Raw genomic sequence first — 24,258 nt, 5'->3', positions numbered from 1 at the left:
CTTCCGATGCGGAAGGGGCCGCGAGGCCCGTCGGCCCCGGATGCAGGCACCCGGCGCGGCGGACATCGCAGAAGAATCCCGACTCCCTACGCCGGTCTGAACCGGATCAGGTTCGAGGGTCTGCGCTCGGTGCGCACTCTCAGCACCTCTGCGGTGCTCCCCTGTCTGTGGATGTCAGCGTCGATGATATCGCGCGGCGCCGTCGGAGCGCCCTCGGTGTGTGCGCCAGATCGCCCGGGCCGCGCCGGGCCGCGCCGCGCCGGGTGGGGCTGGGGCGGCGTCGGGGCCGGCGCCGGGAGACCGCAGCGGACCTGTATGAGGCGGCGGGGCCCGACGGCCGAGTCGCATCCGGCTCCCGAACGAGCACGAGAAGTACGAAACGGTTGCCAAGAGCGCTCATGGCAACCGTTTCGTACTTCTCACGGGACGACGGGCCGCCGACGGGCCGCCGAAGGGCCGCCGAAGGGCCGCCGACGGGCCGCCCCGCGGATCAGCGGCGCGCGCGGATGGCCTGGTCGATCGCCTCGGCCGCGGCGCGGGGATCGTCGGGCGAGAGCAGGAAGCTCGTGCCCTCCCGGCCGATGATCTCCACGAGCGTGCCGGGACGGGAGACCATCAGGCGGTACGCGGACTGCTGCTCGCCGGTGGTGAAGACCTTGCGCCCGGGCAGGGCCTCGAGGGTCCCGCGGTCCGGCGCGAGCACGCGCCCGCGGCGCCAGCCGAGCCCGCCCACCGTCACGCCGAGCGTTTCGCCCGGGATGCGGCGCAGCTGCACGGCGCGGAAGTCGGCGACGGGCCAGGCGGGGCGCGGCAGGAACCCGCCGAGGCCTACGGTCAGCCCGTCGCCGTCGACCACGAACCGGGTGGCGAGCCGCATCCACGACCAGAAGGCGTACACGAGCACGGCCAGGGCGAGCACCAGGCCCAGCACGACCGTCTCGCCGCGCGCCCAAGCGATCGCGTACCCGGCGATGCCGACACCGATCGCGGCGCTCATGCCGATGCGGGTCCAGCCCACCGCGCCGGGAGTCGTCCGCCCCACGTGGAAGGGCGCCTCCGGCCTGCTCACGGTGTCCTCACCAGATGCTCACGCGGTCTTCGGGCGCGCGGTACATCGCGTCGTCCTCGCGCACGTCGAAGGCCGCGTGGAAGGCGTCGAGGTTGCTCGCGATCGCGTTGCAGCGGAACTCGGCGGGGGAGTGCGGGTCGATCGCCAGCATGCGCGCCGCATCCTGCGCGCGGGACTTCGCGCGCCACACCGTGGCCCAGGACCAGAAGACGCGCTGCAGGCCGCTCAGGTCGTCCATCCGCGGCGGGTTCCCGCCGGAGCGCGCGAGGTAGGCCTTGATCGCGATGGTGAGGCCGCCCAGGTCGCCGATGTTCTCGCCGATCGTGAGGCTTCCGTTGACATGGGGCAGCTCGTCGCCGCCGATGACCTCGCCGTCCTCACCGTCTGCGCCATCCGCGCCGACCGCGTCGTCCCCGCCAGTCGCCTTCACCTCCGCCTGCTCGCGCAGCACGCGCGGGGTGAGGGCGTCGAACTGGTCGATGAGCGCGCGGGTGCGCTGCTCGAATGCCTCGCGGTCCTCGTCGGTCCACCACGAGCGCAGGTTGCCCTCGCCGTCGTACTTCGAGCCCTGGTCGTCGAAGCCGTGCCCGATCTCGTGGCCGATCACGGCGCCGATGCCGCCGAAGTTCACGGCGTCCTCGGCCTCGGCGTCGAAGAACGGCGGCTCGAGGATCGCGGCGGGGAAGACGATCTCGTTCGCGCCCGGGTTGTAGTAGGCGTTGACCGTCTGCGGGGTCATGTGCCACTCGTCGTGGTCAACGGGCCCGGCGAGCTTCGCGAAGTCGTGGGCGGCGTCGTGCGCGCGGGCGGCGCGGACCGAGGCGACGAGGTCGTGGGGGTCGAGCACGAGGCCGTCGTAGGTGCGCCACACGTCGGGATAGGCGATCTTCGGGGTGAACAGCTCGAGCTTGGCGAGGGCCTTCTCGCGGGTGCCCGGCGTCATCCATTCGAGCGTCGAGATCGACTCCCGGTAGGCGTCCAGCAGCGCGCCGACGAGCTCCTGCATGCGCGCCTTGTGGTGCGGCGGGAAGTGCCGGGCCACGTAGTCCTGTCCGATCGCGAATCCCACGGCCCCCTCGACCAGCGAGATGCCGCGCTTCCAGCGCTCGCGCAGCTGCTCGGCGCCGGAGAGGGTGCGACCGGAGAAGTCGAAGTCCTCCTCGACGAAGGCCGAGGAGAGGTACGGGGCGAAGGCGCCGACGGTGTGCAGGGCGGCCCAGGTGCGCAGCACGGCGAGGTCCTCGGCCGCGAGCAGCGGGGCGACGGCCTCGACGAACTCGGGCTGGCTCACGCAGACCACGTCGAAGGCGCCCGCCGGCGCGCCCGTGCCTTCGACGTAGGCGTCCCAGGGGAACGCGGGGGCGAGGGCCTCCCGCTGCGCGGCGTCCATCGGGTTGTTCGACTTCTCGCTGTCGCGCAGGCGCACCCGGTCCACATGGCACGCCGCGAGCCGCGTCTCGAAGTCCATGACCGCGCGGGCCAGGTCGCTCGAGTCCCCGGCGACGAGGCCCTCGCGGCCGGGCAGGGAGGCGAGATCGGCGAGACGTGCGAGGTGGCCGACGTACGCCTCGCGGATCGGTGCGTAGGAACCCTCGCGGTAGTAGGACTCGTCGGGCAGGCCCAGCCCGCCCTGGTGCAGCTTCACCTGGTAGCGGGAGGAGTCGTCGTCATCCGTCCACACGTAGGCGTGCAGGGCGCTGGTGCCGGCCACGGGGGAGGCGAGCAGGCGCACCAGGTCCGCGAGCGAGGTCGTGGACGCGACCTCCTCGAGCATCGGTGCGAGCGGTGCGGCGCCGGCGGCCTCGACCGCGTCCTCGTCCATGAACAGCCGGTAGAGCAGGCCCACGCGTCCACGATCCGTCTCCGGAGCATCGCCCGCCGCGAGCAGGTCAGCGAGCTCGGGATCCTCGGCGGCCTCCTCGACGATGGCGCGCACGCGCTCCTCCGCAAGGTCCCGCAGGCGTCGGAACTCCCCGTCGGAGGCGCGATCGGCGGGGATCTCGTGCTCCGCGAGCCAGGCGCCGTTGACGTGCCCGAACAGGTCGTCCTGCACGCGGATCGAGTCCTCGACACCGCTGCGGTCCAGGCCCGAGCGGACCTCGGAGCCGGTCGGTGCTGCGGTCGTGGCGCTGTCGGAGGGGACGGCATCGGTCATGGTGACTCCTTCGTCGGGGAGGGCGGCGTCGGGCCGGGCGGTGGGACGGGCGCGGGGGCGGCGAAGCGACGCCGCTCCCGCCGGCCGGGTCGATGGCTGACGCGCTCCGCGCGCCGTGGGCCGACCCGATCTTGTGGATCAGAGGGTGGACAGTCCCAGCAGCGCGAGCGCGGCGGTGAGCACGCCGATCCCGAAGGGCGCGTACGCCCACAGGGTGTGCGTGCGCTCGCCCGGGCTGCGGCGCTGCAGGATCAGGGTGGACAGGCCCGTCGCGATCGACAGCACGATGGTGCCGATCGTGAGCACGGGGGAGAGCACGATCAGCACGGTCGCACCGATCTGGAAGAGCGCGGTGCCCACGACGTCCAGGACGCGCAGCACCATCGAGCGGGGCACGCTCACCTTCTCTGTGAGGAAGGTGCCGACGGCCTCGGTCGCCCACGCGGAGGGCGCGGCGATCCGGCGCCGTGCGCTCACCGTCTGCGCGGTGGCCAGGACGATCCAGACCAGCGCCGCGCCGAGCCCGAGCCAGATGCCCATGGGGCCGACGGCCTCCGAGGGCCACAGCAGCCCCGCGAAGAGCACCGCGGCCAGGCGCAGCACCTCCTCGACGGTCGAGCGCACCGCCATCGGTCCGGGGTTGACCGCGAGGCGCCTCTGCACCTTCGAGACGAACATGCTGGTGATCACGACGACCATGAGCTGGAGGGCGCCGAGGGCGATGCCGAGCACGAGCGGCAGGGGCGTCGAGGGCGTCGCGGGCAGGCAGATGAGCACGAGGGCGACCGCGACCGCGGGGATCACGAGCGAGACGATCGACAGTCCGCGCACGAGCGCGTTGACGATCTCCGCGCCGGTGGGCGGATGGTCGTGCCCGGTGTGGTCGTGGGGGTCCGAGCCGTGCGGGTCGCTGCTGCAGGAGGCGGCCTCGGCGGGGGCCTCGGGATCCGCGGCGGAGGACGGGGAGGACGAGGTGGTCATGGGGCTCCTTCGAAGTCGCTCCACTGTATCGGCCGTGCCTGGTGCTCCGCTGGTGGCAGGCCGCTCGAGGAGGCGGGCGGAACACCGGGCGTCGGTGCGGATGCGCTGGTGCGCGACGTCCCGGAGCCGGCGTTCGTCATGTCCGTGTGAGGTTCTCCCCACCAGGGGGCATGGGCGTCCGGGGACCGGACATTCTCCCGGACATGGCCCATGGTCGTGTGGAAACATGTCCCCGTGACCCGCGACCAGCCCTGCGACGACGCCCGGACCTCGGACGGCGACGTCCTCGAGCGCGCCATCGGCGCGGTGGTCGCGGCGGCCGCGGGCGATGCCCTGGGCGCACCGTACGAGTTCCAGGGCCCCATCGCCCCGAGCGAGGACGTCGGCATGATCGGCGGCGGCGTCCTGGAATGGGGCGAGGCGGAGTGGACCGACGACACCTCGATGGCGATCGTCGTGCTCGAGGCTGCGGCCGCGACGCCCGGCACCCATGACCTGCGCACGGCGTCCGCCCTCGATCAGATCGCGCGCGAGTGGTACGCCTGGTCGATGGGCACCCCCGACATCGGAGCCCTGACCTCGACCGTCATGCGCCGCGCGGCCGACGTGGCCCGCAGCGCCGGGCACTCCATGCCCCATGCGAGCGATCTCCAGCAGGCCGCGGAGGACGCCCACCGCGACCTCCCGCGGGTCGCGGGCAACGCCGCGCTCATGCGCGCCCATGCGAGCGTGCTGCCCTATCTCTTCTCCTCCGACGAGGACACCGAGGACGCGATCCGCACGATCTGCCGCCTCACCCACGTCCACCCCGACGCGGTCGAGGCATGCGTGCTGTGGGGTTTCGCGGTGCGCCACGCGATCCTGAGCGGCGAGATCGACGTGCGCGTGGCCCTCGACCGCCTCCCGGAGGACCGCCGCGACCTCTGGCGGGAGCGCATCGAGGAGGCCGAGTCGGCGCGCCCCGTCGACTTCCCGCGCAACGGCTGGGTGGTGGCCGCCTTCCAGGCCGCATGGTCGGCGGTGCACAGCGTGCTGCCCCTGCCCGAGGACCGCTTCGCCCGACGCGCGGCCCTCGTGGACGCGCTCACCTCGGCGGTCCGCGCGGGCTACGACACCGACACCGTCGCGTGCATCACCGGCGCGCTGGCGGGCGCCGCGCTCGGCCCCAAGTCCGTGCCGCCGGAATGGCGGCGCGAGATGTTCGGCTGGCCCGGCTACGAGGTCGCCGAGCTCGAGAGCCTCGTCGAGCGCGTGGTGGCCCCGGCCGAGCAGCGCCGCTGCCCGTCCGGCGCAACCGGCTGAGAGGTCACTCGCTCTCGGCCGGGATCCGCAGACCGGTGCGCAGCGGCACGTCCTGGATCTGACCCCCGACGTGTCGCACGCGCACACCTCCCGGCACGCCCTCGAGCTCGCCGACCACCGTGAGCTGCGTGCGATAGGCGCGCAGCGCGGCGCCGAGGGCGGACGCCGAGCCCGGCTGGTCGCGGAAGGCGAAGGGCTCTCCGCCGGCCACGGCCTCGGGGTCGGGCTCGCTCGCGACCTCGACGAACGGCACGCCCTGCGCGCGCGCCGCCCCGGCAGTCGCCTCGTGCGCGCGCAGATGGTCGGGGTGCCCGTAGGTGCCCTGGTCGTCGTAGCCGAGGATCACGTCGGGACGCACGTGCGCGATGAGCGCGGAGAGATCCGCGATCTCCTGGTCGAGATCCTGATGGGTGAAGGTCGTCGGCCCCGCGCTCTCCGACGGGCCGGCGACGCCTTCGCGCACCCAGCGCATGCCCGAATCGCGGTAGCTCCGGGGTGCGGCGCCCTCGGCCAGGGCCGGGGCCTCGCCGAGCATGTGGTGCTCATCGACGCCCAGCGCCCCGAGGGCACGGCGCACCTCCTGGGCGCGGACCTCCTCGAGCGGGCGCTCGCCGTCCTCGGCGATCGCCCCGGGGACGACCTCGCCCTCCTCACCACGGGTCGCCGTGACGACCACGACGCGGGTGCCGCGCGAGGAGAGATCGGCCAGCAGCGCACCGGTGGCGAGCGATTCGTCGTCGGGATGGGCGTGCACGGCCAGCACGGTGCCGGCGGTGCGCACCAGGTGCCAGGGGTCCGACGGGCCGCGGGCGGCGCCGCCGTGGACGACGGCCCGGTAGATCCGCTCGAGGTGATGGGCGCACGCCTGCCAGGTGCGGGTCTCGGCGAAGGCGCGCACGGCGCGCGAGGCCTCCTGGAAAGCGGCCTCCTCGCCGATGAGGGACTCGACGGCCTCGGCCCAGACGTCGGGGTCGCGACCGGCGATCAGCCGACTGCCGGGGCCCACGGCCTCCTGCACACCGCCCGCGCGGTCCCAGGCGACCACCGGGGTGCCGCTGGACTGCGCTTCGAGGGCGACGAGCCCGAACGTCTCCGACCAGCTGGGAAGCAGGAGGACGGCGGCCTCGCGCATGCGGGCGGCGAGCTCGTCCTGGTCCATGGAGCCGGCGAAAGAGACGCGGTCGGCGAGGCCGAGCGAGCGGGCGGACTCCTCGAGCTCCGCGCGATAGGCCGCGAAGTCCTCCGAGGCGGCGCCCACGAGCACCAGTCGCGCGGCGAAGGACGCGTCGAGCCGGGCGAGCACGTCGAGGGCGAGGTCCGGCGCCTTGAGGGGCTGCAGCCGCGCGGCGAACAGCATCGTGGGCTCCTCCAGACGCTCGCGGGCGCTCAGGGGCGAGGGATGGAAGCGCGCGGTGTCCACGCCGGGCGGGACCACGAGCACGCGGTCCGAGGGGACCCCGTAGCGCTCGCGGACCGTGCGGGCCTCGGCCTGGGAGACGGCGATGACCAGCTGGGACTCCCTCGCCGTGCGGCGCTCGCCGGGGATGCGGCCCGCGGACTCGGCGGGTTCTCCGGCGCCCAGCGTGGTCGAGCCCTCCGGGGCCGCGACGGAGTGGAAGGACTGCAGGTGGGGCAGCTGATGACGATGGGCGACGGGGAGCGCGGCCACGCCGCTGAACCAATGGTGCGAGTGGATCAGGGAGTACGGCTCCCCGGCCTGCTCGGCGTCGGACACGAGGCGCTCGAGGTCCGCGGAGAACGGCTCGATGGCCTGCTCCATGGCGCTCTTGGCGAGCGGCGTCGCGGGGCCGCCGTGCAGCAGGACCTGACGCAGGCGCGGGGCGACCGAGCTGATCGCGTGCGCGTCGGGATCGCTGCGGCGGGTGACGATGTCGACCTGGTGGCCGGCCGCGGCGAGGGCGCGCGCCTGCTCGAGGACCACCACGTTCATGCCGCCGGCATCGGCGCTGCCGGGCACTGCGAGCGGGGAGGTGTGCAGCGAGACGAGCAGCAGGCGCAGCGGCGTGGTTGACATGTACATCATCCTAGGAGTGGATGGGCTCCCGCGGAGTGCGCGACCGCGCAGGGCGCACGCCGCATCTGCCCCTGGGAACCGGCGCAGAGGCCTCCTGGTGTTCGCTGGTGACGAAACAGGTGTGCGCCAGGCCTCTGTCATATTGAATGTTGGATGAAGGTCGATACCCTGAACTGCATGGACACCGCCCCCACGATCGACTGGCACGCATACAACGCCAGTGCTGCGGCGCGTCCCGCCCGGCGGGTCGTGACGCAAGCTGTGCACGCCGCGGGCGGAGATGGGCCCGGGAAGATCGCGATCGACATCGGCGCCGGTGGTGGCGCCGACGCGCTCGAGTTCGCGCGCCGCGGATTGACCGTCCACGCCTACGACACCGATGACACGCTCACGCAGCGCCTCGTCGAGAACGAGCGCATGACCGGTCGCATCAACTTCCATCACATGGATGCGCGGGACGTCGAGCAGTTCCCCGCGGCCGACGTCGTCTACTCCGCCTACGCCCTGCCGATGCTGGGCCCGGACGGTCTGCGCGAGATCTGGCCGAAGCTCACCGGAGCCCTGAAGATCGGCGGCGTCATCGCCGTGGATCTGTTCGGCGAGTCGGACAGCTGGGCCGAGCGCGAGGACATCGCGACCCTGAGCGCCCAGGAGATCGGTGAGATGTTCCGCGGCTTCCGCGTGCTGGACCGCGAGGTCCGCAACGAGGACGGCCGCTCCTACAGCTCCGCGAAGAAGCACTGGCACGTCATCTCGACGCTGGCCCGCCGCCTGAGCTGAGGCATGGGGCCGTGGCCCGTCAGGGGCCGTGGCCCCCGGGGAGGACTCACGCGGCGCGAGCCGACCGCAGTCCGATCAGCGCCGAGCGCACCACCTGCTCCACGGTCGCGCAGCGCCGCACGCTCGCGCGATCCTGGCGACGCACCACCACGACCCACGAGGCGTCTCCCCGGTCGGGGAGCCTCCCGATCTCGATCCCGTCGACGCTGCCAGCACTTCCCGCGGCGGCCGGCGCGGCCGGGAACCGCACCAGCAGCGATCCGCTCGAGGTCTCCACGATGCGTCGCTCGAGGCCGGGCGCCTTCAGCAGGAGCCCCGCGCGGATGCGGTCGCGTTCACGGCGCGCGGTCCGCTCGGGATGGACGGTGCGCACCCGGGATCCAGGATGACCGACGGTGTCCATGACTGCTCCTTCCCGCCTCCGGCGGCGCCGGCGGCAACGGTCCTCGGAGACTAGGAGAGGGGTGGGACGAACGAACGTTCGACCGTCCTGCGCCCTCGATCACCGCCGATATCGCCGCCGCGATCGCCATCGCCACCGCCGTCGTCGCCGCAGCGGTCACCCCGTCCGCACGGTGCACGCGTCCCGGGATCGACGCGATCCGTTAGGGTGTTCCCGGCGGCGATCCACCGCCCAGCCCGGCGTCGGCCCCAGCCCGCGCCCTCGGGGCGAAGGGGAGCAGATCCTCGGATCCGGACCGATCATCGTCGAGGCATCGCGCCGCCGACGCAGGCTGGGGATGCCATGGCGGCAGAGGTGATCCGATGACCCGCTCCTCCGACTTCAAGAAGCTCGTGCGCGCCCGCATGGAGCGCACCGGCGAGAACTTCACGGCGGCCCGCGCCGCGCTGCTCGCGCAGGCCGCGACCCGCCCTGAGCGCATCGCCGCCCCGACGCCCGATCCCGCGGCGGCGCGCGCGCACCACGAGAAGCTCATCCGCCCGTTCCTCATCGGCGGCGTGCTCGAGCGCATCCCCGCCAAGCGCACGACGCGCCTCTCGGTGCTGCTCGAGCTGCTCGCGCGCTTCGCCCCCGGGGAGGTCTATACCGAGGCCGACGTGGGCGACATCCTGCGGCCCGTCCACGAGGACGTCGCATACCTGCGCCGCGAGCTCGTCGACTACGGGTACCTCGAGCGCGACGGCGTGGGCGCCTACTGGCTGCCGGCCGCGCCGCCGGCCCGTGTGGGCAACATGGCCCAGGAGGTCAGCGACTGGGAGGCCGTCTGGCTGCCGCGCTTCCTCTCCGGGACGCTCGAGGACGAGACGGGCTCGTCCTCCGAGTCCGCTGAGCCCACGCGACCGGCCGAGCCCGCGGAACCGGCCGAGCCCGCGGGCCCCGCGGACCCCACGATCAGCGCGTGAACGGCGCGGAGGCCTCGTCCAGGGCGGCGACGTCCTCGGCCGCGAGCTCGAGCGTGGCCCCGGCGACCAGCGCCGGGAGCTGGGCGGTGGTGCGGGCGGAGGCGACCGGAGCGGTCACACCCTTCGCGCGCAGCCAGGCGAGGGCCACGGCCGTCGGCTCCGCGTCGTGGTGTTCGGCGACGTCGACGAGGACGTCCACGAGAGCGAAGCCCTCGGGCGTGCCGTAGTCGGTGAGCTGGGCGCCGCGGGCGACCCCCTCGAGGTCTGCCGCCGAGCGGTACTTGCCCGTGAGCAGGCCGGCGGCGAGGGAGAAGTAGCTGAACAGCGCGAGGTCGTTCGCGTCGACGACCTGCCCGTAGCCGTTCTCGACGTCCGTGCGATGGGCGAGGGAGTACTGCACCTGGATGGCCACGGGCACGGTCAGATCCTCGGCGCGGGCCGCCTCGATCCAGGCGCGCTGGCGCTCGGGGGACAGGTTCGAGATGCCGATGGCGCCCACCTTCCCGGCGCGCACCAGGGAGTCGAAGGTGCGGGCGAGCTCGGCGGGGGACTGCGTCTCGTCGTCGAAGTGGGCGTAGTAGAGGTCCACACGGTCGGTGCGCAGGCGGGCGAGGGAGTCCTCGAGGGCGGCCTCGACGTTCTCCCTCGCGAGACCCTTGCGGGAGGCGAGCGAGCCGACCTTCGTGGCGAGCACGACCTGGTCCCGGGTGCCGCGCGCGGCGAGCCAGCGGCCGATCACGGCCTCGGAGACGCCGCCGTCGTTGCCCGGTGCCCACGCGGAGTAGACGTCGGCCGTGTCGATCTGGCGGCCCCCGGCGGCGAGGAAGGCGTCGAGCACGGCGAAGGACTCGTCCTCGTCGCTGGTCCAGCCGAAGGTGTTGCCGCCGAGGACGAGGGGCAGGTCGCCGATGAGATCGTGGGTCATGTGCATCTCCTGCGATGTCGAGAGGTGAATGCTGATGCGTCACCGCCGACGATAGGACGCTGACCTGACATGCGTCCGAGGGGTGTTCACGGGACGACATGACGGGCCGGCGGGACTCAGCGCGGACTCGACGGGCCGACGGGTCTCAGAGGACGGCCTCCTTGTCCCCGCGGGAGCGGCGGGCGAGGACGCGGCCGGCCACGCCGAGCACCGTGTCCCGCCTTCCCGCGAGCCCGTCGGCCATCCCGGCGTGCAGCATGACCTCCGAGCCGAGCCTCCAGCCCTGGTCGACCAGGTGCCGCCGAGCGGCGTACAGGGCCAGGGCGGGGCGGATGCGCCGCGCGCCGTCGAGCGCCGTGGCGAGGGCTGCCGCGTCCGAGAGCGCCGTGTTCGCCCCGTGTCCCAGGTTCGGTGCCATCGCGTGCGCGGCGTCGCCGATCAGCACCACGTCCCCGCGCACGGGCCGCACCGGCGGGACGGTGAACAGGCCGTGCACCGTCGTGCGTGCGGGCACAGCCGCCTCGAGGACGGCATCGATCGACGCCCGTGCGCCGCCCACGACGCTCCGCAGGTGCGCGAGGTCTCCCTCGCGATCGGGGGCTCGGTGCTCGGGCACGGACGCGAACCAGTTGGTGCCGCCCCCAGTGAGCGGCGTGATGCCGAACAGCCACCCGCCGCCCCAGGTCTCCGAGATCTCCGGCGGCACCTGCGGGGTGATGCCGCGCAGGATCGTCATCCCGTGCCCACGGGCCCGGGCTCCCTCGCCCCAGCCGGAGAGCCGGGTCAGCGAGTGCAGTCCATCGGCGCCCACGAGCACGTCGGCGCCGCGCCGCAACGGACGCACGTCCTGGACGCGCATCCGTCGCCGTCGTACCTCGTTCGGCAGCGCTCCACGCAGGCAGGCGAGCAGGTGCGGGCGCGGCACCAGCAGTGCATCGCCCGAGGGCAGGGTCGCGAGCACTCGGCCTCCGCGCCCCACCAGGTGTCCCTCGCGCGGGGCCGTCGCTCCTGCTGTCACGGCGTCGAGGACGCCGATCCGCTCGAGCACCCGCTGGGCCGGCGGGAACAGGGCGAGAGAGGTCCCCAGCGCCGGCTGCGCGAAGTCCTCGTCGATCAGCTCGACCTCGTGGCCGGCGGCCGCGAGGAGGGCCGCCGCCGCTGTTCCGGCGACACCTGCGCCGAGGATCCGGATGCGCAGAACCCGCCGGAAGCGCTCGGGCCTCGCGGACGAGGACCCGCGGCGGGCATCATGCACCCGGGACCGGCCTCTCCTCGGGGCCGACGTACTCCGAGAGCGGGCGGATCAGCGCGTTCGCGGCCCGCTGCTCCATGATGTGCGCGGTCCACCCGGTCATCCGCGAGGCGATGAACAGCGGCGTGAACATCTCGGTGTCGAAGCCCATCAGGTGGTACGTCGGCCCGGCGGGGTAGTCGAGGTTGGGTTTGATGGACTTCGCCTCGTCCATCGACTGCTCGAGCCCGTTGTAGAGGCCGAGGATCTCCGGGCGGCCCACGTGGTCGATCATCGCGTCGAGCGCCTGCTTCATGGTGGGCACGCGCGAATCGCCGTTCTTGTAGACGCGGTGACCGAAGCCCATGACCTTCTTCTTCTGCGCGAGGGCGTCGTCCATCCAGTCCTTGGCGCGCGCCTTCGCCTCCGCCTCGGTCTCCTCGGGGCGGATCCCGATCTCCTCGAAGGTGTGCATGACGGCCTCGTTGGCGCCGCCGTGCAGCGGGCCCTTGAGGGCGCCGATCGCGCCGACGACCGCCGAGTGGAGGTCGGAGAGCGTCGAGGTGATCACGCGTGCGGTGAAGGTCGAGGCGTTGAAGGAGTGCTCGGCGTAGAGCACCATCGAGACGCGGAAGGCATCGACGACCTCGGGCGCCGCCTCCTCCCCGAAGGTCATCCACAGGAAGTTCTGGGAGTAGTCGAGGTCCTCGCGCGGGGCGATCGGTTCGGTGGGCCCTTCGGCGCGCCGCCGCCGCTGCTCGTAGGCGATGACGGCGGGGAGCTGCGCGAGCAGCTGCCGGGCCTTCTCGCGCTCCGCGGCGGGCGAGTCGTCCTGCGCGGTGGGCTCGAGGCCGCCCAGCACCGAGACGGCGGTGCGCACCGAGTCCATCGGATGGCAGGTGGTGGGCAGGGAGTCCAGGGCCGCCTTCACCTCGGGGGCGAGAGCGCGGTGGGAGCGCTCGTGGGCGCGATCCTCCTCGAGCTCGGCAGCGGTGGGCAGCTCACCGGTCCACAGCAGATGGGCGACGGCCTCGAAGGGCTGGGTCGCGGCGAGCTGCGGCACCGGATAGCCGCGGTAGAGCAGGGAGTTGGTCTCGGGGTTGACCTTCGAGATCGCGGTGACGTCGGTGACCACGCCCGCGAGCCCGCGGTGGATCTCCGGGCCGTCCGACGGGTTCTTGCCGCTCTCGCTCTGGCTGCTCGGGCTCATGACTCGCTCCTGTGGTCGTCGTCGTTGACATCGCTGTCGTTCGCGCCGGGCACCTCGAAGTCGAAGATGCCGGCGTCGAAGCTGCTGTAGGCCTCGTAGTCCACGAGGTCGTAGAGCCGCGCACGGGTGAGCATCTCGTCGACGTGGGATGCCTGGGACCCCTCGACGCGGATGGACTGCAGGACGCGCTCGATCGCCCCCATCGCGGTGCGCAGCAGCGTCACGGGGTAGATGACGAGCGCGACGCCGGCCTGCGCGAGCTGCTCCCTGGTGAACAGCGGCGACTTCCCGAACTCCGTCATGTTCGCGAGCACCGGCACGTCGATCGCTCTGCACACGGCCTCGAACTCGGAGAGGTCCGCCATCGCCTCGGGGAAGATCGCGTCGGCCCCCGCGTCCACGAGGGCGCGCATGCGCTCGATCGCGGCGTCGAGCCCGGCGCCGGCGCGCAGGTCCGTGCGTGCCATCACCAGGAAGTCCGGATCGCGTCGGGCGTCGACCGCGGCGCGGATCCTCTGCACGGCGGTCGCGGTGTCCACGGTGGCCTTGCCGTCGAGGTGGCCGCAGCGCTTGGGGTTGACCTGGTCCTCGATGTGGCAGCCCGCCAGCCCCGCGTCCTCGAGCTCCTGGATCGTGCGGGCCACGTTCATCGGCTCGCCGAAGCCGGTGTCCGCGTCGATGAGGCAGGGCAGGTCGGTGGTGCGGGCGATCTGGGCGCCGCGGGCGGCGACCTCGGTGAGCGTGGTCAGGCCGATGTCCGGCAGCCCCAGCTCGTTCGCGAGCACCGCGCCGGAGATGTACACCCCCGGGAAGCCCTGCTCCTGGATCATGCGCACCGAGAGCGGGGTGAACGCGCCCGGGAAAGGCTGCGCGGCCCCCGGGCGCAGCAGAGCGCGCAGGTCCTCGCGCTTGCTCGCGGGTGTCTTCGTCGAGTAGAGCATCAGCGCCTTCCCTTCCTCAGAGCAGTCTTCCTCCGAACACTGCGGTCTTCCTCGGATCAGTGCAGTCTTCCTCAGAACAGTCCGGACGGGCCGGCCCAGGGATCCATGACCCCGTCGGCCGCCCGGATCGCGAGCCTGCCGAGCTGCCCCGCAGGGATCTCGGGCAGGTCGTCGACGGCCTGCAGGAAGCGGTCGGCCTCTGCGTCCTCGACCAGGTCTGCGGTGAGCGAGCGGAACTTCCGGACGTACTGCTCGCGGGCGAAGGGACGGGCGCCCTGGGGGTGGGCGTCCGCGACCGCGATCTCGTCGCGGATCACGCGGCCGTCCTTCATCGTGATCTCGACGGCGCCGCCGAAGGCCTTCTCCGCCAGGTCCAGCGAGTGGTAGCGGCGCGTCCACTCAGGATCCTCCGTCGTGGTGACCTTCCGCCACAGGGCCACGGTGTCGGGCCGGCCGGCGCGCTCGGGCGCGTAGGAGTCGACGTGGTGCCAGTCGCCGTCCTGCAGGGCGACGGCGAAGATGAAGGGGATCGAGTGGTCGAGGGTCTCCCGGGAGGCCGACGGGTCGTACTTCTGGGGGTCGTTCGCTCCCGACCCGATCACGAAGTGCGTGTGATGGGAGGTGCGGATGAGGATCGCCTCGACCTGCTCGGGGTCCGCGGACTCGGGATGGGTCTCGTGGAGGCGGCGCGCGAGGTCGATCCAGGCCTGCGCCTGGTACTCGGCCGAGTGCTCCTTGGTGAAGGTGTCCAGGATCGCCCGCTTGGCCTCGCCGGGCGCGGGGAGGGAGACTGCGTAGCGGGCGTCTGGGCCGTCGAGCAGCCAGGCGATCACCCCGTCCTCTCCCTCGTAGATCGGGACGGGGGAGGTCTGGCCGCGCATGGCGCGGTCGGCGGCCTCCACGGCCATCTTCCCGGCGAAGGCCGGCGCGTGCGCCTTCCAGGTGGAGATCTCGCCCTTGCGGGACTGCCGGGTCGCGGTGGTGGTGTGCAGGGACTGGCCGATGGCCTGGAAGATCGTCTCCGTGCCCAGTCCCAGCAGCGTCCCGATCCCCGCCGCGGCCGACGGCCCGAGGTGTGCCACGTGGTCGATCTTGTGGGCGTGCAGGGAGATCGTGCGGGCGAGGTCCACCTGCAGCTCGTAGCCGGTCGCTATGCCGCGCAGCAGGTCCGCGCCGGAGGCGCCGGTGTGCTCGGCGACCGCGAGGATCGGCGGGATGTTGTCCCCGGGGTGGGAGTACTCGGCGGCGAGGAAGGTGTCGTGGAAGTCGAGCTCGCGCACGGCGACCCCGTTGGCCCAGGCGGCCCATTCAGGGGAGGTGCGCTCGCTGGTCCCAAAAAGCGTCGCTCCCACCCCGCCGCGCGAGACGGGATGGCTGAGGGCCTGGGCACGCGCGGCGACGATCGGACCGCGGGAGAGGGAGGCGATCGCGACGGACGCGTTGTCGATGATCCTGTTCTGGATCATCTCCTGCACGGCGGGCTCGAGGCCGACGGGGTCCGCGGCGACCTCCGCCATCTGCCAGGCGAGCTGCTCCTCGCGCGGCAGGTTCTCCTCGGAGCGGTGGACGCGGACATCGATGTCGTGCATGGGGTCCTCTCAGGAGCGGAATCCGGGGCTTCCCCGTGTATACCCCATGGCGACGTCCTGCGGATGACGACGGCGCCCGGCGGATGGTGAGCGTGCCCGGCGGAGCTCTCGATGGGTGTGCTCAGCCGCTCAGGGGCTCAGCCGTCCCGTCCGCTCGCGAGGAACGCATGCGGATCGATCGGCCGCTGCGCGCGGGGGAGGGTCTCGACGACCAGCAGGTAGGAGTCGGTCACCAGCTCCCTCACGAACCCGGCATCCGTGCTTCCGCCCGGCCACAGGGTGATCCAGTGCCGCTTGTTCATGTGGTAGCCGGGCGTGATGTCCGCATGCACCGAGCGCAGCGCCTCGGAATCTCGCGGCTCTGCCTTGAGCACGACGGCGGGTGTCCCTTGCACCTCTGCCTGGAGCAGGAACATCTTGCCGAGCACCTTCGCGACCTCCGCCTCCGGGCCGAAGGGCCGGCTGATGTGCGCGGCCGGCAGCTCCAGGGCACGCGCCCGGGCCACATCCTGCAGGGTTTCGCCATCCATCACACCATTGTCCATGGCCCCCGCGGAGCCGCCCGCGCGTCACGCTCCCTGCTGCTGGATGATCCCGATCTTCTGCCACACCTTGCGCGCCATGTCCGAGGTGAGCGTCTCGATGCCCTCGACGGCATCGAGGACCTCGCCGTCGGAGGTGTCCTCCGCGAAAAGGGCCGCGCTCTTGCCCACGAGCGACAGCATCTCCGTGCAGTAGTCGAGGTACCTGGTGAGGTCCGCGCGGTCCAGGTCCATGCCTCCCTGCTGCCGGGAGCCGCGCTCGAGCCGTTCGGGGACCTTGGTGAGCTGGTGCATGTCGATCACGTGGGCGAGCGAGCGCAGTCGGTGCAGGATCCTCAGCACCCGCGCCCTCTCCATCCGCTCGGGCACCGAGTACAGGAAGAACACGGCGATGCCGCCGAACACGAGGTCGTTGATGATCGTCTCGATCAGCGGCAGCAGGTCCAGCGGGCCGACAGCCTCGCCCGAGGTCACGACCTCGGCGGCCGCGAGCGCGACGGCACCGCCCAGGAAGATGGCTACGAGGATCATCCCCAGGCGCGAGAGCAGACGGGCCGCCCGCACCCGGCGCAGGCTGATCCCGGATCCGCCGTTGATCTCGTCGACGATCCCGACCACCTCGCCGCAGACCTCCCACAGGGTGCGATCGGGGAAGCGGGTGGCGATGCGGTTCTGCAGGCCGTCCGCCGAGCGTCGGACGGCGGCGCCGTCGAGGCGCTGGAAGCGGCTCGAGCGCGGCGGCGCGTCGGAGTGGTCATCGGGTCTCTGAGCCGGTGAGGGGATGCGGGGCACGGCGCGAGAGTACGGCACGGCACTGCTCACCGGAGAGCGTGGTGCCGGGCGCGGCCGAGAGATCACACGTGCGTCGGATGCTCGATCAGGTCGAGGTCGCGCACGCAGAACCGGAGGTGCTCGAACTCCTCCCGGAGCACGGTGCCGAGGCATTGCCGCACCGAGCGGCCGCGCGCGTACGGCGGCCAGAGGTCGTTGTCGGGGATCGCTGCGGGCTGTGCGAGTAGCTCGGTGCTCGCAGAGCCGAGCCACGTCTCGAGCTCTGCCGTCTGTGCGTCCCTCACGGCGAGCACCTCGGGGAGGGTCGGATCCGCCGAAGGGTCGAGCCCTTGCTCCTGCGGATCGATCCCGTCGATGCCCAGACCCATCGGGGTGAAGGGGGCCGACGATCCGAGGCAGCATCGCCGGAACCACGAGTCGTGGACGAAGACCAGATGGCGCAGCGTCTGCAGCGCCGACCACTCGCCGTTGACGCTCTCGTGCTCGAGTCCCGGCGATCGGCGCAGACGGCGCACCGTCTCCGCCCACCCCTCGTGCACCTCGAGCGCGCCGCGCCGCAGCTCGGCCGCATCCTCGGAGCGCAGCAGCGGGCGGGCCGGATATCGACGATCGAGCTCGACCTCGACGAACCCGGCGACGTCGACCCCGTTGACGACGAGATTGCTCACCAGGCCGTCGATGACGACGTCCTGCACCACCACGCCCACCAGGCGCGCGCCGGTGAGGTCGCATTCTCGGAACTCGGCCTGCCGCAGATCCTCGTCCAGGAATCGCTTCATGCGCGGCACGCTACGCCGGGGTGCGGACATCCGGGCGGATATGGATCCGACCAAAGATCGCGGCCCAGGCGGGAGCAAGCGCCAGCTCGGGGACCGTGCCCGCGCGGCGCCCGCGGGATTCCGGGGCGACATGGGAGCGGATCCGGTCCTGCCGCAACCGCAGATCGCCCGACCTTGTCGGGGCGGGCGTAGCCTCCCGCGTGATCTGTCAGGAGTGCAGGGTTCCGACCTGCGACGAAACACCTGGTGTGTGTTCAGATAGGCGGATTCAAGCGGTGGGCGCAAGGAGCTCAGCGAGCCGCTCGGCGTCGCTGGTCGTGGTCCCGGGTCGGTGGCCCTCGTCGATCTCGGCCTGCACGACCCAGTTCCTCAGAGTCTCGGGATTGATCCCGAGCTGCTCGCCCACACGGCGGAACGTTCCCGACCTCGTCGCTGGATCCCGTCGCGCGTCCACGGCCATCCTCGTGGCCCTCTCCCGAAGCTCATCGGGGTACTTCCTCGGTGCTGCCATGCTCCTCATCCTCCCGTGAGATCAGAGCCTCCACCAGACCCGGGTCGATTCACCCAACAGATTCAGGCGCTGGAACGGGACCTGCACGTCACCTTGGTTGAACGCAGTCCGCGGAGCGTGGTTCTCACCCCCGCCGGGGAGGTGCTGCTTCAGCACGCCCACGTCCTGCTGGCCAGGGCCGAACGCGCCCGCGACGAGGTCCGCTCGGTGGGCCCGCTGTAGATGACGCGGCCGCCGCGCTCGCCCGCGCCGGGGCCGATGTCGACCAGCCAGTCGGCGTGCCGCATCACGTCCACCGAATGCTCCACGACGAACAGGCTGTTGCCTCGGCGCTTGAGCCCGTCGAGGATGCCGAGCAGAGCGCTGACGTCCTGCGGATGAAGTCCCGCGGACGGCTCATCGAGCACATAGACCACGCCGAACAGTTCGGAGGTCAGCTGGGTCGCGAGTCGCAGTCGTTGTAGCTCGCCGCCGGAGAGGGTGGGGGTGGTGCGGCCCAGGGAGAGGTACCCCAGACCGAGCTCGATGATCGGCCGCAGTCTGTTGACGAGTTCTGCGCCTAGGCGCGCTGTCGCGGCCAGCTTCTCCACCGAGTGGTTCGGTGTCTTGCGCACGTCGGGGGCGGCCGCGTGGGTTAATCCCCCAGCGTCGACGCGCTGCTGCACAGCGTCGCGTCGGGCTGCGTTGTCCAGAGCTTGCCCCGCCGTCTCGGTCCCGTCGAGATCGCCGGTGGCCCGCTCGACTGCCTCTTCGATCAGCGTCGAGAGCTCCGCGAGCGGCAGCTCGGAGAGATCTGCGACATCGAGGCCCTCAAACGTCACGGACAGAGCCTCCGGCTTCAGCCGCTTGCCATGGCAGGCGGGGCAGGGAGCGACCGTGAGGAACTGCGCCACGCGTCGCTTCATCGAGTCGCTCTTGGTGTTCGCGAACGTGTCGAGCACGTACCGGCGCGCACCGACGAAGGTGCCCGAGTAGGTCGGTTCGACGCCAGACGCGATCGCGAGTGCTCCTTCGCCCTCGTGGAGAAGTGACGAGGACTGGCCACCCGCTACGAAATCTCTTTCTCCAGCTCAGGAATACGTGCGGCGTCATCGGTCGTCGCGTAGTAGGTGGACGGGGCGATCTGCGCGTCGGTGCCCTTCAGCACCGTGCAGATCGGCTTGACGCCGTGCCGATCCTTGTGCTTGTCGATGAAAGCGACTCAAGAGACATGTCCTAGAGGACGACGCCGAGCCTCGTTCAGGACGGGATCAGCAGCTCCCCTGGATTGGCACGTGCGGTGGATCGGCTCCACAGCCCGTGGCCCCGGGGTGGTGCCCATAGGGGGCCCCCCCCCCTGTGCAAACAGGGAGTTTGGAAAAGGGGGCGCCCCTAAACACCCTTGTCCATGCGGACGCCGCCGCCCCTGTTACTGGCGGGGAACCGCCGCCCCCCTGTTTGGCCCGGTGGGGTGCACCGGCTCCACAGCCGTGGCCACGGCTGTGGAGCCGATCGGGGCCGCACCCCGATGTCAATCGAGGCTGATGCTCTAGGCGGTCTCGCCGGGCAGCTTGTACGCGATCACGTCGACGTTCTGGATGCTCGGTTCTGTGCTGAACAGATCTGCTCCCTGTGCGGCGAGTGCCTGACCGACGCCACCGGAGAGGTGGGTCTGGCGGGCCTCGTCGTCGGGGAACACGTCGAAGATCCCGAAGGTCGATTCGTCGAACTGCAGAGCGAACCAGGCCCGCGTACCCTCCTCCTGCTCGACGATGGGACGGGCGCTGCGGAGGAAGTCCGCGACGTCCTGCTCCTTCCCGGGCTTGGCGTGCACGACGACCGACAATGCAGAGTTGATCATGGTTTCCTCACTTGTCCTGGCTGAACAGCTCGACCATCGCGGCGTTGAAGGCCGGGAGATCCTCGGGCGAGCGGCTGGTGATCAGGTTCCCGTCGCGCGCCACCTCTTCGTCGACGACGTTCGCCCCGGCATTGCGCAGGTCGGTGCGGATGCTCGGGTACGAGGTCAGCGTCCGACCCTTCGCGACACCGGCCTCGATCAGCGTCCACGGTCCGTGGCAGATCGCGGCAACCGGCTTGCCGGCGACCATGACGTCGCGCACGAATCCGACTGCGTCGGTGTCCACGCGCAACTGGTCGGGGTTGACCGTGCCGCCCGGAAGCAGCAGGGCGTCGTAGTCGTCGGCCGAGGCGGACTTCACCAGTGCATCGACCGGGAATGTCCCGGCCTCGTCCAGGTCGTTCTCGCGAGCCTTGATCTCGCCCTCGTGCAGCGAGAGCAGCACGGTCGTGGCCCCGGCGTCCTGAAGAGCCTGTCGCGGCTGCTCGAGCTCCACGCGCTCGACGCCGTCCGCGGCCAGGATCGCGATCCGTTTCCCTCCTAGTTCGTCTGCCATGTTCTGCTCCGTTCTGTGGGAGGTGACGGCCTGCCCGTGCGGGCGAGCCGCACGCTGTCCGTACCGGGCAACGTGGTTCGGGTGCAGGACGACTCGCGTGCAGTCGTCGTTGCGCTCATCGGAGTGCCGGCAGGTGTTGGCTGCCGATTCTCGGGCCGGATCCTGGGAGACGGTGAAGAAGCTTCGGCCCTGTGGTCGACGATGACCTTCCGCCATCGACGGTTGTCGTTCTTCACCGGGGCCTGGCCGGATGTGAGCGCCGGGCCCGCATTCGAGTCTAGACCTCGTCGGTCAGGGACGGGCCGCACGTGGCCATCTCGTTCTGGACGCCTGGACGCCTGGACGCCGGGACGCCGGGACGCCGGAGCACGGAGACGTCGACGACTCCGATGCCGCCGGGGGACCGCGCCGATCGCATCCGGCGATTCGGGCCCGTCCCCGGATCTCCGGTCGGGCACGACGCACGGGATCGGCCGTGGAGTCGTCGACGGCTATGGCGACCTCCTGTCGGCGAGCTCGACGTCGTCGTTCTCCATCTCGACCCAGGCCTCGCGGGCCCGCAGGCAGTCCTGGTCGTCGGCGGGAGCTCACAACGTCTCGGCCCGCCGCCGCCGAGTCCGATCTCGAGTCTCGCCGCCGCGAGCCCGCAGGCCGCTGCCCGGTCCGTCTGCGGTCGGGCAGTCGCGGAGCGTCTGCTGACCGCGCTGGGAAGGCATGCACCCGGGCTCCCGATCTGGCGAGGCAGCCTGCTCGTCCGGTGCGCTCTCTGCGCGAGGTCTTCGCCCTCGTCGCAGCCTTCCGACTCTCACATCCGGGAGGTGGCCTCCTGGAGCGCGGCTTCGAGGTACGGTGCCGACGCACCGGCTCCGGACGAGGCGACCTGCGCGGGCGTGCCCGAGGCGACCACCGTGCCGCCGTCGTCTCCCGCGCCGGGTCCGAGGTCGATGACGTGGTCGGCCACGGCGACGATGCGCATGTCGAGCTCGACCGCGACGACGGTGTTGCCTGCGTCCACGAGGGTCTGGAGATGCGTCACGAGTCGGTCGGAGTCGGCGCTGTGCAGCCCGGAGGTCGGCTCGTCCAGGACGTAGAGGGTGTCCCCGCGCTGGGATCGTTGGAGCTCGGTGGCGAGCTTCACCCGCTGTGCCTCACCTCCGGACAACTCGGTGGCCGGCTGTCCGAGACGGAGATATCCGAGGCCGACGTCGACCAGTGCCGTGAGCGAGCGCATGATGTCGAACTCGCCGTGGAAGAAGTCGTGGGCCTCCTCGACGCTCATGGCGAGGATCTCCGCGATGTTGCGGCCGCGCCAGGCGATCTCCAGCGTGCTGGACTGGTAGCGGGTGCCGTGGCAGTCGGGGCACTTGGTGTAGACCGAGGGGAGGAAGAGTAGCTCCACCATGACGGATCCTTCGCCCTTGCAGGTAGGGCAGCGACCGCCGGTGACGTTGAAGGAGAATCTGCCCGCCTTGTACCCGCGAGCGCGGGCCTCGGGGGTCTCCGCGAACCTTCTCCTCACGTGGTCGAACAGGCCCGTATAGGTGGCGACGTTCGAGCGTGGGGTGCGACCGATGGGCTTCTGGTCGATGCTCACGACGCGGCGCACCCCGGCGACGTCGCCGCGGATCTCTCCCTCGAGCTCGTCGGGCTCGTCCGACAGCAGGAGATCGTCCCCTTCGGCGGGGGCGGCGTCCTCCGCCTGGTCTGCTCGTCCCTGCCGTTCGCCGAGCAGCGCGGGCAGTGCCTGGCTGACCAGGCTGGACTTGCCTGATCCCGACACTCCGGTGACGGCGGTGAACACCCCGAGCGGGAAGGAGATCGTCACGTCGCGCAGGTTGTTGCGCGTGACGTGCTCGAGCCTCAGCCATCCCTGTGGCTCGCGGGGCGTCCGGCGGGGCAGTCCGCTGCCCCCGAAGACATAGCCGCGGGTGACGGACTCCTCCACCTCTGCCAGCCCTTCGTAGGGCCCGCTGTAGACGACGCGGCCGCCGCGCTCACCCGCGCCGGGCCCGATGTCGACCAGCCAGTCGGCGTGCCGCATCACATCCACCGAATGCTCCACCACGAACAGGCTGTTGCCCCGGCGCTTGAGCCCGTCGAGGATGCCGAGCAGAGCGGCGACGTCCTGCGGATGAAGTCCCGCGGACGGCTCATCGAGCACATAGACCACACCGAACAGCTCAGAGGTCAGCTGGGTCGCGAGTCGCAGTCGCTGCAGCTCCCCGCCGGAGAGGGTGGGGGTGGTGCGGCCCAGGGAGAGGTACCCCAGACCCAGATCGATGATCGGCCGCAGTCTGTTGACGAGTTCTGCGCCCAATCGCGCTGTCGCGGCCAGCTTCTCGACCGAGCGGTCAGGCGACATGCGCGCGTCCTCGACGGCCGCGGGGGCGGATCCTCCGGCGTCGTCGATCCGCTGCCCGGCGTCGCGTCGGTCAGCCTGGCCACCTGTGCGGCCCGCCGACTCGGCCCCGTCGAGAGCGCCGGCAGCTCGTTCGACCGCCTGGTCGATCAGCGTGGAGAGCTCCGCGAGCGGCAGCTCGGAGAGATCTGCGACGTCGAGACCCTCGAACGTCACGGACAGAGCCTCCGGCTTCAGCCGCTTGCCATGGCAGGCGGGGCAGGGAGCGACCGAGAGGAACTCCGCCACGCGTCGCTTCATCGAGTCGCTCTTGGTGTTCGCGAACGTGTCGAGCACGTACCGGCGCGCGCCGACGAAGGTGCCCGAGTAGCTCGGTTCGACGCCTGCCGCGGTCGCGGCCCGGGCCTCGGAGAGTGTGAGCCGCGAGTGGACCGGGACATACGGCGTCTCGTCCGTGTAGAGGATCCAGTCCCGATCCTCCTTCGGCAGATCCTTCCAGGGCACATCGACGTCGTAGCCGAGGGCGACGAGCACATCGCGCAGCTGATGACCGTGCCAGGCCGTCGGCCAGGAGGCGATGGCCCGTTCGCGGATCGTCAGTGAAGGGTCCGGCACCATCGTGTCCTCGGTGACCTCGTACACCCGGCCGATGCCGTGGCACTCCGGGCATGCGCCCTGCACCGTGTTGGCGGAGAAGTCCTCGGCGTAGAGCATCGGCTGATCTTCGGGGTAGTGGCCGGCCCGGGAGTAGAGCATGCGCACCAGCGAGGAGAGCGTGGTGATGCTGCCCACCGAGGACCGCGCGCTGCGGCCTCCACGCTGCTGCTGAAGAGCGACGGCCGGCGGCATGCCCGTGATGGAATCGACGTCCGGGACGCCGGCCTGGTCGATCAGGCGACGAGCGTAGGGAGCGACGGACTCGAGGTAACGGCGCTGGGACTCCGCGAACAGGGTTCCGAAGGCCAGGGAGGACTTCCCCGAGCCGGAGACGCCGGTGAACACCACCAGAGCGTCGCGGGGGGGACCGTCAGGTCGATGTCCTGGAGGTTGTGCTCGCGCGCGCCGAGAACCTGCACGTCGGGCTGAACGGGTGTGGAGTCCGACGGTGCGGACCTGCGTGCTTCGACCATGCCGGCGACACTAGCAACGTGTTCCACCGATTGGTCGGAGCATGGGCCCGTCCTCCACGGCCCACCTGCCCGTGGCGCCTGTCGCCGCAGCGGCGGCAGGCGCCAGGATGGAGCACGGGGCTCCGTCTGTCCTATGCTCGAAGAGAGCCGAGGTCGCGGGCGACGG

The 24,258-nt window shown here is 71.5% G+C and carries 21 protein-coding genes, 1 pseudogene and 1 riboswitch; of the genes and pseudogenes, 4 read left to right on the top strand and 18 right to left on the bottom strand.

All coding sequences use genetic code 11. The features are described 5' to 3' along the window. Positions 1-66: 66 nt before the first annotated feature. A riboswitch (TPP riboswitch) is annotated at positions 67-173 on the bottom strand. 317 nt (positions 174-490) lie between these two features. The 3 genes from ACFQ53_RS12280 to ACFQ53_RS12270 form a co-directional block, all read right to left on the bottom strand. After that, complete coding sequence (locus ACFQ53_RS12280; protein WP_377860027.1) at positions 491-1,069, bottom strand: hypothetical protein; 579 nt, start codon at positions 1,067-1,069, stop codon at positions 491-493. Positions 1,070-1,076: 7 nt separating this feature from the next. Then, on the bottom strand, positions 1,077-3,224 hold the full coding sequence (locus tag ACFQ53_RS12275; RefSeq protein ID WP_377860025.1) for a M13 family metallopeptidase: 2,148 nt from the start codon (positions 3,222-3,224) through the stop codon (positions 1,077-1,079). 138 nt (positions 3,225-3,362) lie between these two features. Next, positions 3,363-4,205, bottom strand: coding sequence for a hypothetical protein (locus ACFQ53_RS12270; RefSeq protein ID WP_377860023.1), 843 nt, complete (start codon positions 4,203-4,205; stop codon positions 3,363-3,365). Between the two features lie 234 nt (positions 4,206-4,439). Here ACFQ53_RS12270 and ACFQ53_RS12265 point away from each other — a divergent pair, with 234 nt between their 5' ends. Continuing rightward, the gene (locus ACFQ53_RS12265; protein WP_377860021.1) at positions 4,440-5,507 is read left to right on the top strand and encodes an ADP-ribosylglycohydrolase family protein; all 1,068 of its coding nucleotides are present in this window, start codon (positions 4,440-4,442) and stop codon (positions 5,505-5,507) included. Between the two features lie 4 nt (positions 5,508-5,511). Here the strand turns inward: ACFQ53_RS12265 and ACFQ53_RS12260 are convergent, their stop codons facing one another. Next, positions 5,512-7,542, bottom strand: coding sequence for a glycosyltransferase (locus tag ACFQ53_RS12260; protein ID WP_377860019.1), 2,031 nt, complete (start codon positions 7,540-7,542; stop codon positions 5,512-5,514). A 177-nt stretch (positions 7,543-7,719) separates the two neighbouring features. On the opposite strand from ACFQ53_RS12260, the gene ACFQ53_RS12255 reads away from it, so the two are divergent. Next, positions 7,720-8,322 carry a class I SAM-dependent methyltransferase gene (locus ACFQ53_RS12255; protein ID WP_377860017.1) on the top strand — a complete coding sequence of 201 codons (603 nt, stop codon included), beginning with the start codon at positions 7,720-7,722 and terminating at the stop codon, positions 8,320-8,322. 46 nt (positions 8,323-8,368) lie between these two features. On the opposite strand, the gene ACFQ53_RS12250 is transcribed toward ACFQ53_RS12255, so the two are convergent. Further along, positions 8,369-8,725 (bottom strand): hypothetical protein, encoded by a 357-nt coding sequence (locus ACFQ53_RS12250; protein WP_377860015.1) that lies wholly within the window; start codon positions 8,723-8,725, stop codon positions 8,369-8,371. Between the two features lie 362 nt (positions 8,726-9,087). On the opposite strand from ACFQ53_RS12250, the gene ACFQ53_RS12245 reads away from it, so the two are divergent. Beyond that, positions 9,088-9,687 carry a DUF2087 domain-containing protein gene (locus tag ACFQ53_RS12245; protein ID WP_377860013.1) on the top strand — a complete coding sequence of 200 codons (600 nt, stop codon included), beginning with the start codon at positions 9,088-9,090 and terminating at the stop codon, positions 9,685-9,687. Here the strand turns inward: ACFQ53_RS12245 and ACFQ53_RS12240 are convergent. From ACFQ53_RS12240 to ACFQ53_RS12200, 9 genes are all read right to left on the bottom strand, one after another. Further along, positions 9,677-10,612: an aldo/keto reductase gene (locus tag ACFQ53_RS12240; RefSeq protein ID WP_377860011.1), complete on the bottom strand. Its 936-nt coding sequence runs from the start codon at positions 10,610-10,612 to the stop codon at positions 9,677-9,679. The two genes, ACFQ53_RS12245 and ACFQ53_RS12240, sit on opposite strands and share 11 nt — an antisense overlap. Positions 10,613-10,757: 145 nt before the next feature. After that, positions 10,758-11,867, bottom strand: a complete 1,110-nt coding sequence (locus ACFQ53_RS12235; RefSeq protein WP_377860009.1) for an FAD-dependent monooxygenase — start codon at positions 11,865-11,867, stop codon at positions 10,758-10,760. After that, positions 11,860-13,053, bottom strand: coding sequence for a bifunctional 2-methylcitrate synthase/citrate synthase (locus ACFQ53_RS12230; protein WP_377860007.1), 1,194 nt, complete (start codon positions 13,051-13,053; stop codon positions 11,860-11,862). Before ACFQ53_RS12230 ends, ACFQ53_RS12235 begins: the two co-directional genes overlap by 8 nt. Continuing rightward, a complete protein-coding gene (gene prpB, locus ACFQ53_RS12225) occupies positions 13,050-13,994 on the bottom strand; it encodes a methylisocitrate lyase (RefSeq protein ID WP_377860005.1) in 945 nt (314 codons plus the stop codon). Before prpB ends, ACFQ53_RS12230 begins: the two co-directional genes overlap by 4 nt. A 71-nt stretch (positions 13,995-14,065) precedes the next feature. Further along, on the bottom strand, positions 14,066-15,583 hold the full coding sequence (locus ACFQ53_RS12220; protein WP_377860003.1) for an MmgE/PrpD family protein: 1,518 nt from the start codon (positions 15,581-15,583) through the stop codon (positions 14,066-14,068). A gap of 137 nt (positions 15,584-15,720) precedes the next feature. Beyond that, a complete protein-coding gene (locus ACFQ53_RS12215) occupies positions 15,721-16,113 on the bottom strand; it encodes an MmcQ/YjbR family DNA-binding protein (RefSeq protein ID WP_377860001.1) in 393 nt (130 codons plus the stop codon). Between the two features lie 39 nt (positions 16,114-16,152). Further along, complete coding sequence (locus tag ACFQ53_RS12210; RefSeq protein ID WP_377860043.1) at positions 16,153-16,908, bottom strand: hypothetical protein; 756 nt, start codon at positions 16,906-16,908, stop codon at positions 16,153-16,155. 71 nt (positions 16,909-16,979) lie between these two features. Continuing rightward, positions 16,980-17,696, bottom strand: a complete 717-nt coding sequence (locus ACFQ53_RS12205; RefSeq protein ID WP_377859999.1) for a DinB family protein — start codon at positions 17,694-17,696, stop codon at positions 16,980-16,982. 268 nt (positions 17,697-17,964) lie between these two features. After that, a complete protein-coding gene (locus tag ACFQ53_RS12200; RefSeq protein WP_377859996.1) occupies positions 17,965-18,207 on the bottom strand; it encodes a transposase in 243 nt (80 codons plus the stop codon). 15 nt (positions 18,208-18,222) lie between these two features. On the opposite strand from ACFQ53_RS12200, the gene ACFQ53_RS12195 reads away from it, so the two are divergent. Next, positions 18,223-18,429, top strand: a complete 207-nt coding sequence (locus ACFQ53_RS12195) for a LysR family transcriptional regulator (protein WP_377859994.1) — start codon at positions 18,223-18,225, stop codon at positions 18,427-18,429. Here the strand turns inward: ACFQ53_RS12195 and ACFQ53_RS12190 are convergent. The 4 genes and pseudogenes from ACFQ53_RS12190 to ACFQ53_RS12175 form a co-directional block, all read right to left on the bottom strand. After that, positions 18,411-19,208: pseudogene (locus ACFQ53_RS12190) on the bottom strand (excinuclease ABC subunit A); the annotation flags it as partial. The gene ACFQ53_RS12195 and the pseudogene ACFQ53_RS12190 overlap by 19 nt on opposite strands. Before the next feature lie 527 nt (positions 19,209-19,735). Continuing rightward, entirely contained in the window at positions 19,736-20,047 is a 312-nt protein-coding gene (locus tag ACFQ53_RS12185; protein WP_070500108.1) for a putative quinol monooxygenase, read from the bottom strand. Between the two features lie 7 nt (positions 20,048-20,054). Continuing rightward, the gene (locus tag ACFQ53_RS12180) at positions 20,055-20,603 is read right to left on the bottom strand and encodes a type 1 glutamine amidotransferase domain-containing protein (RefSeq protein ID WP_377859992.1); all 549 of its coding nucleotides are present in this window, start codon (positions 20,601-20,603) and stop codon (positions 20,055-20,057) included. Positions 20,604-21,408: 805 nt separating this feature from the next. Beyond that, on the bottom strand, positions 21,409-23,964 hold the full coding sequence (locus tag ACFQ53_RS12175) for an excinuclease ABC subunit A (protein WP_377859990.1): 2,556 nt from the start codon (positions 23,962-23,964) through the stop codon (positions 21,409-21,411). Between the last annotated feature and the right edge of the window lie 294 nt (positions 23,965-24,258).

Source organism: Brachybacterium sp. NPDC056505 (assembly GCF_042794925.1).
Classification (GTDB): domain Bacteria; phylum Actinomycetota; class Actinomycetes; order Actinomycetales; family Dermabacteraceae; genus Brachybacterium; species Brachybacterium kimchii.
This window is presented reverse-complemented; position numbering and strand designations above follow the sequence as displayed.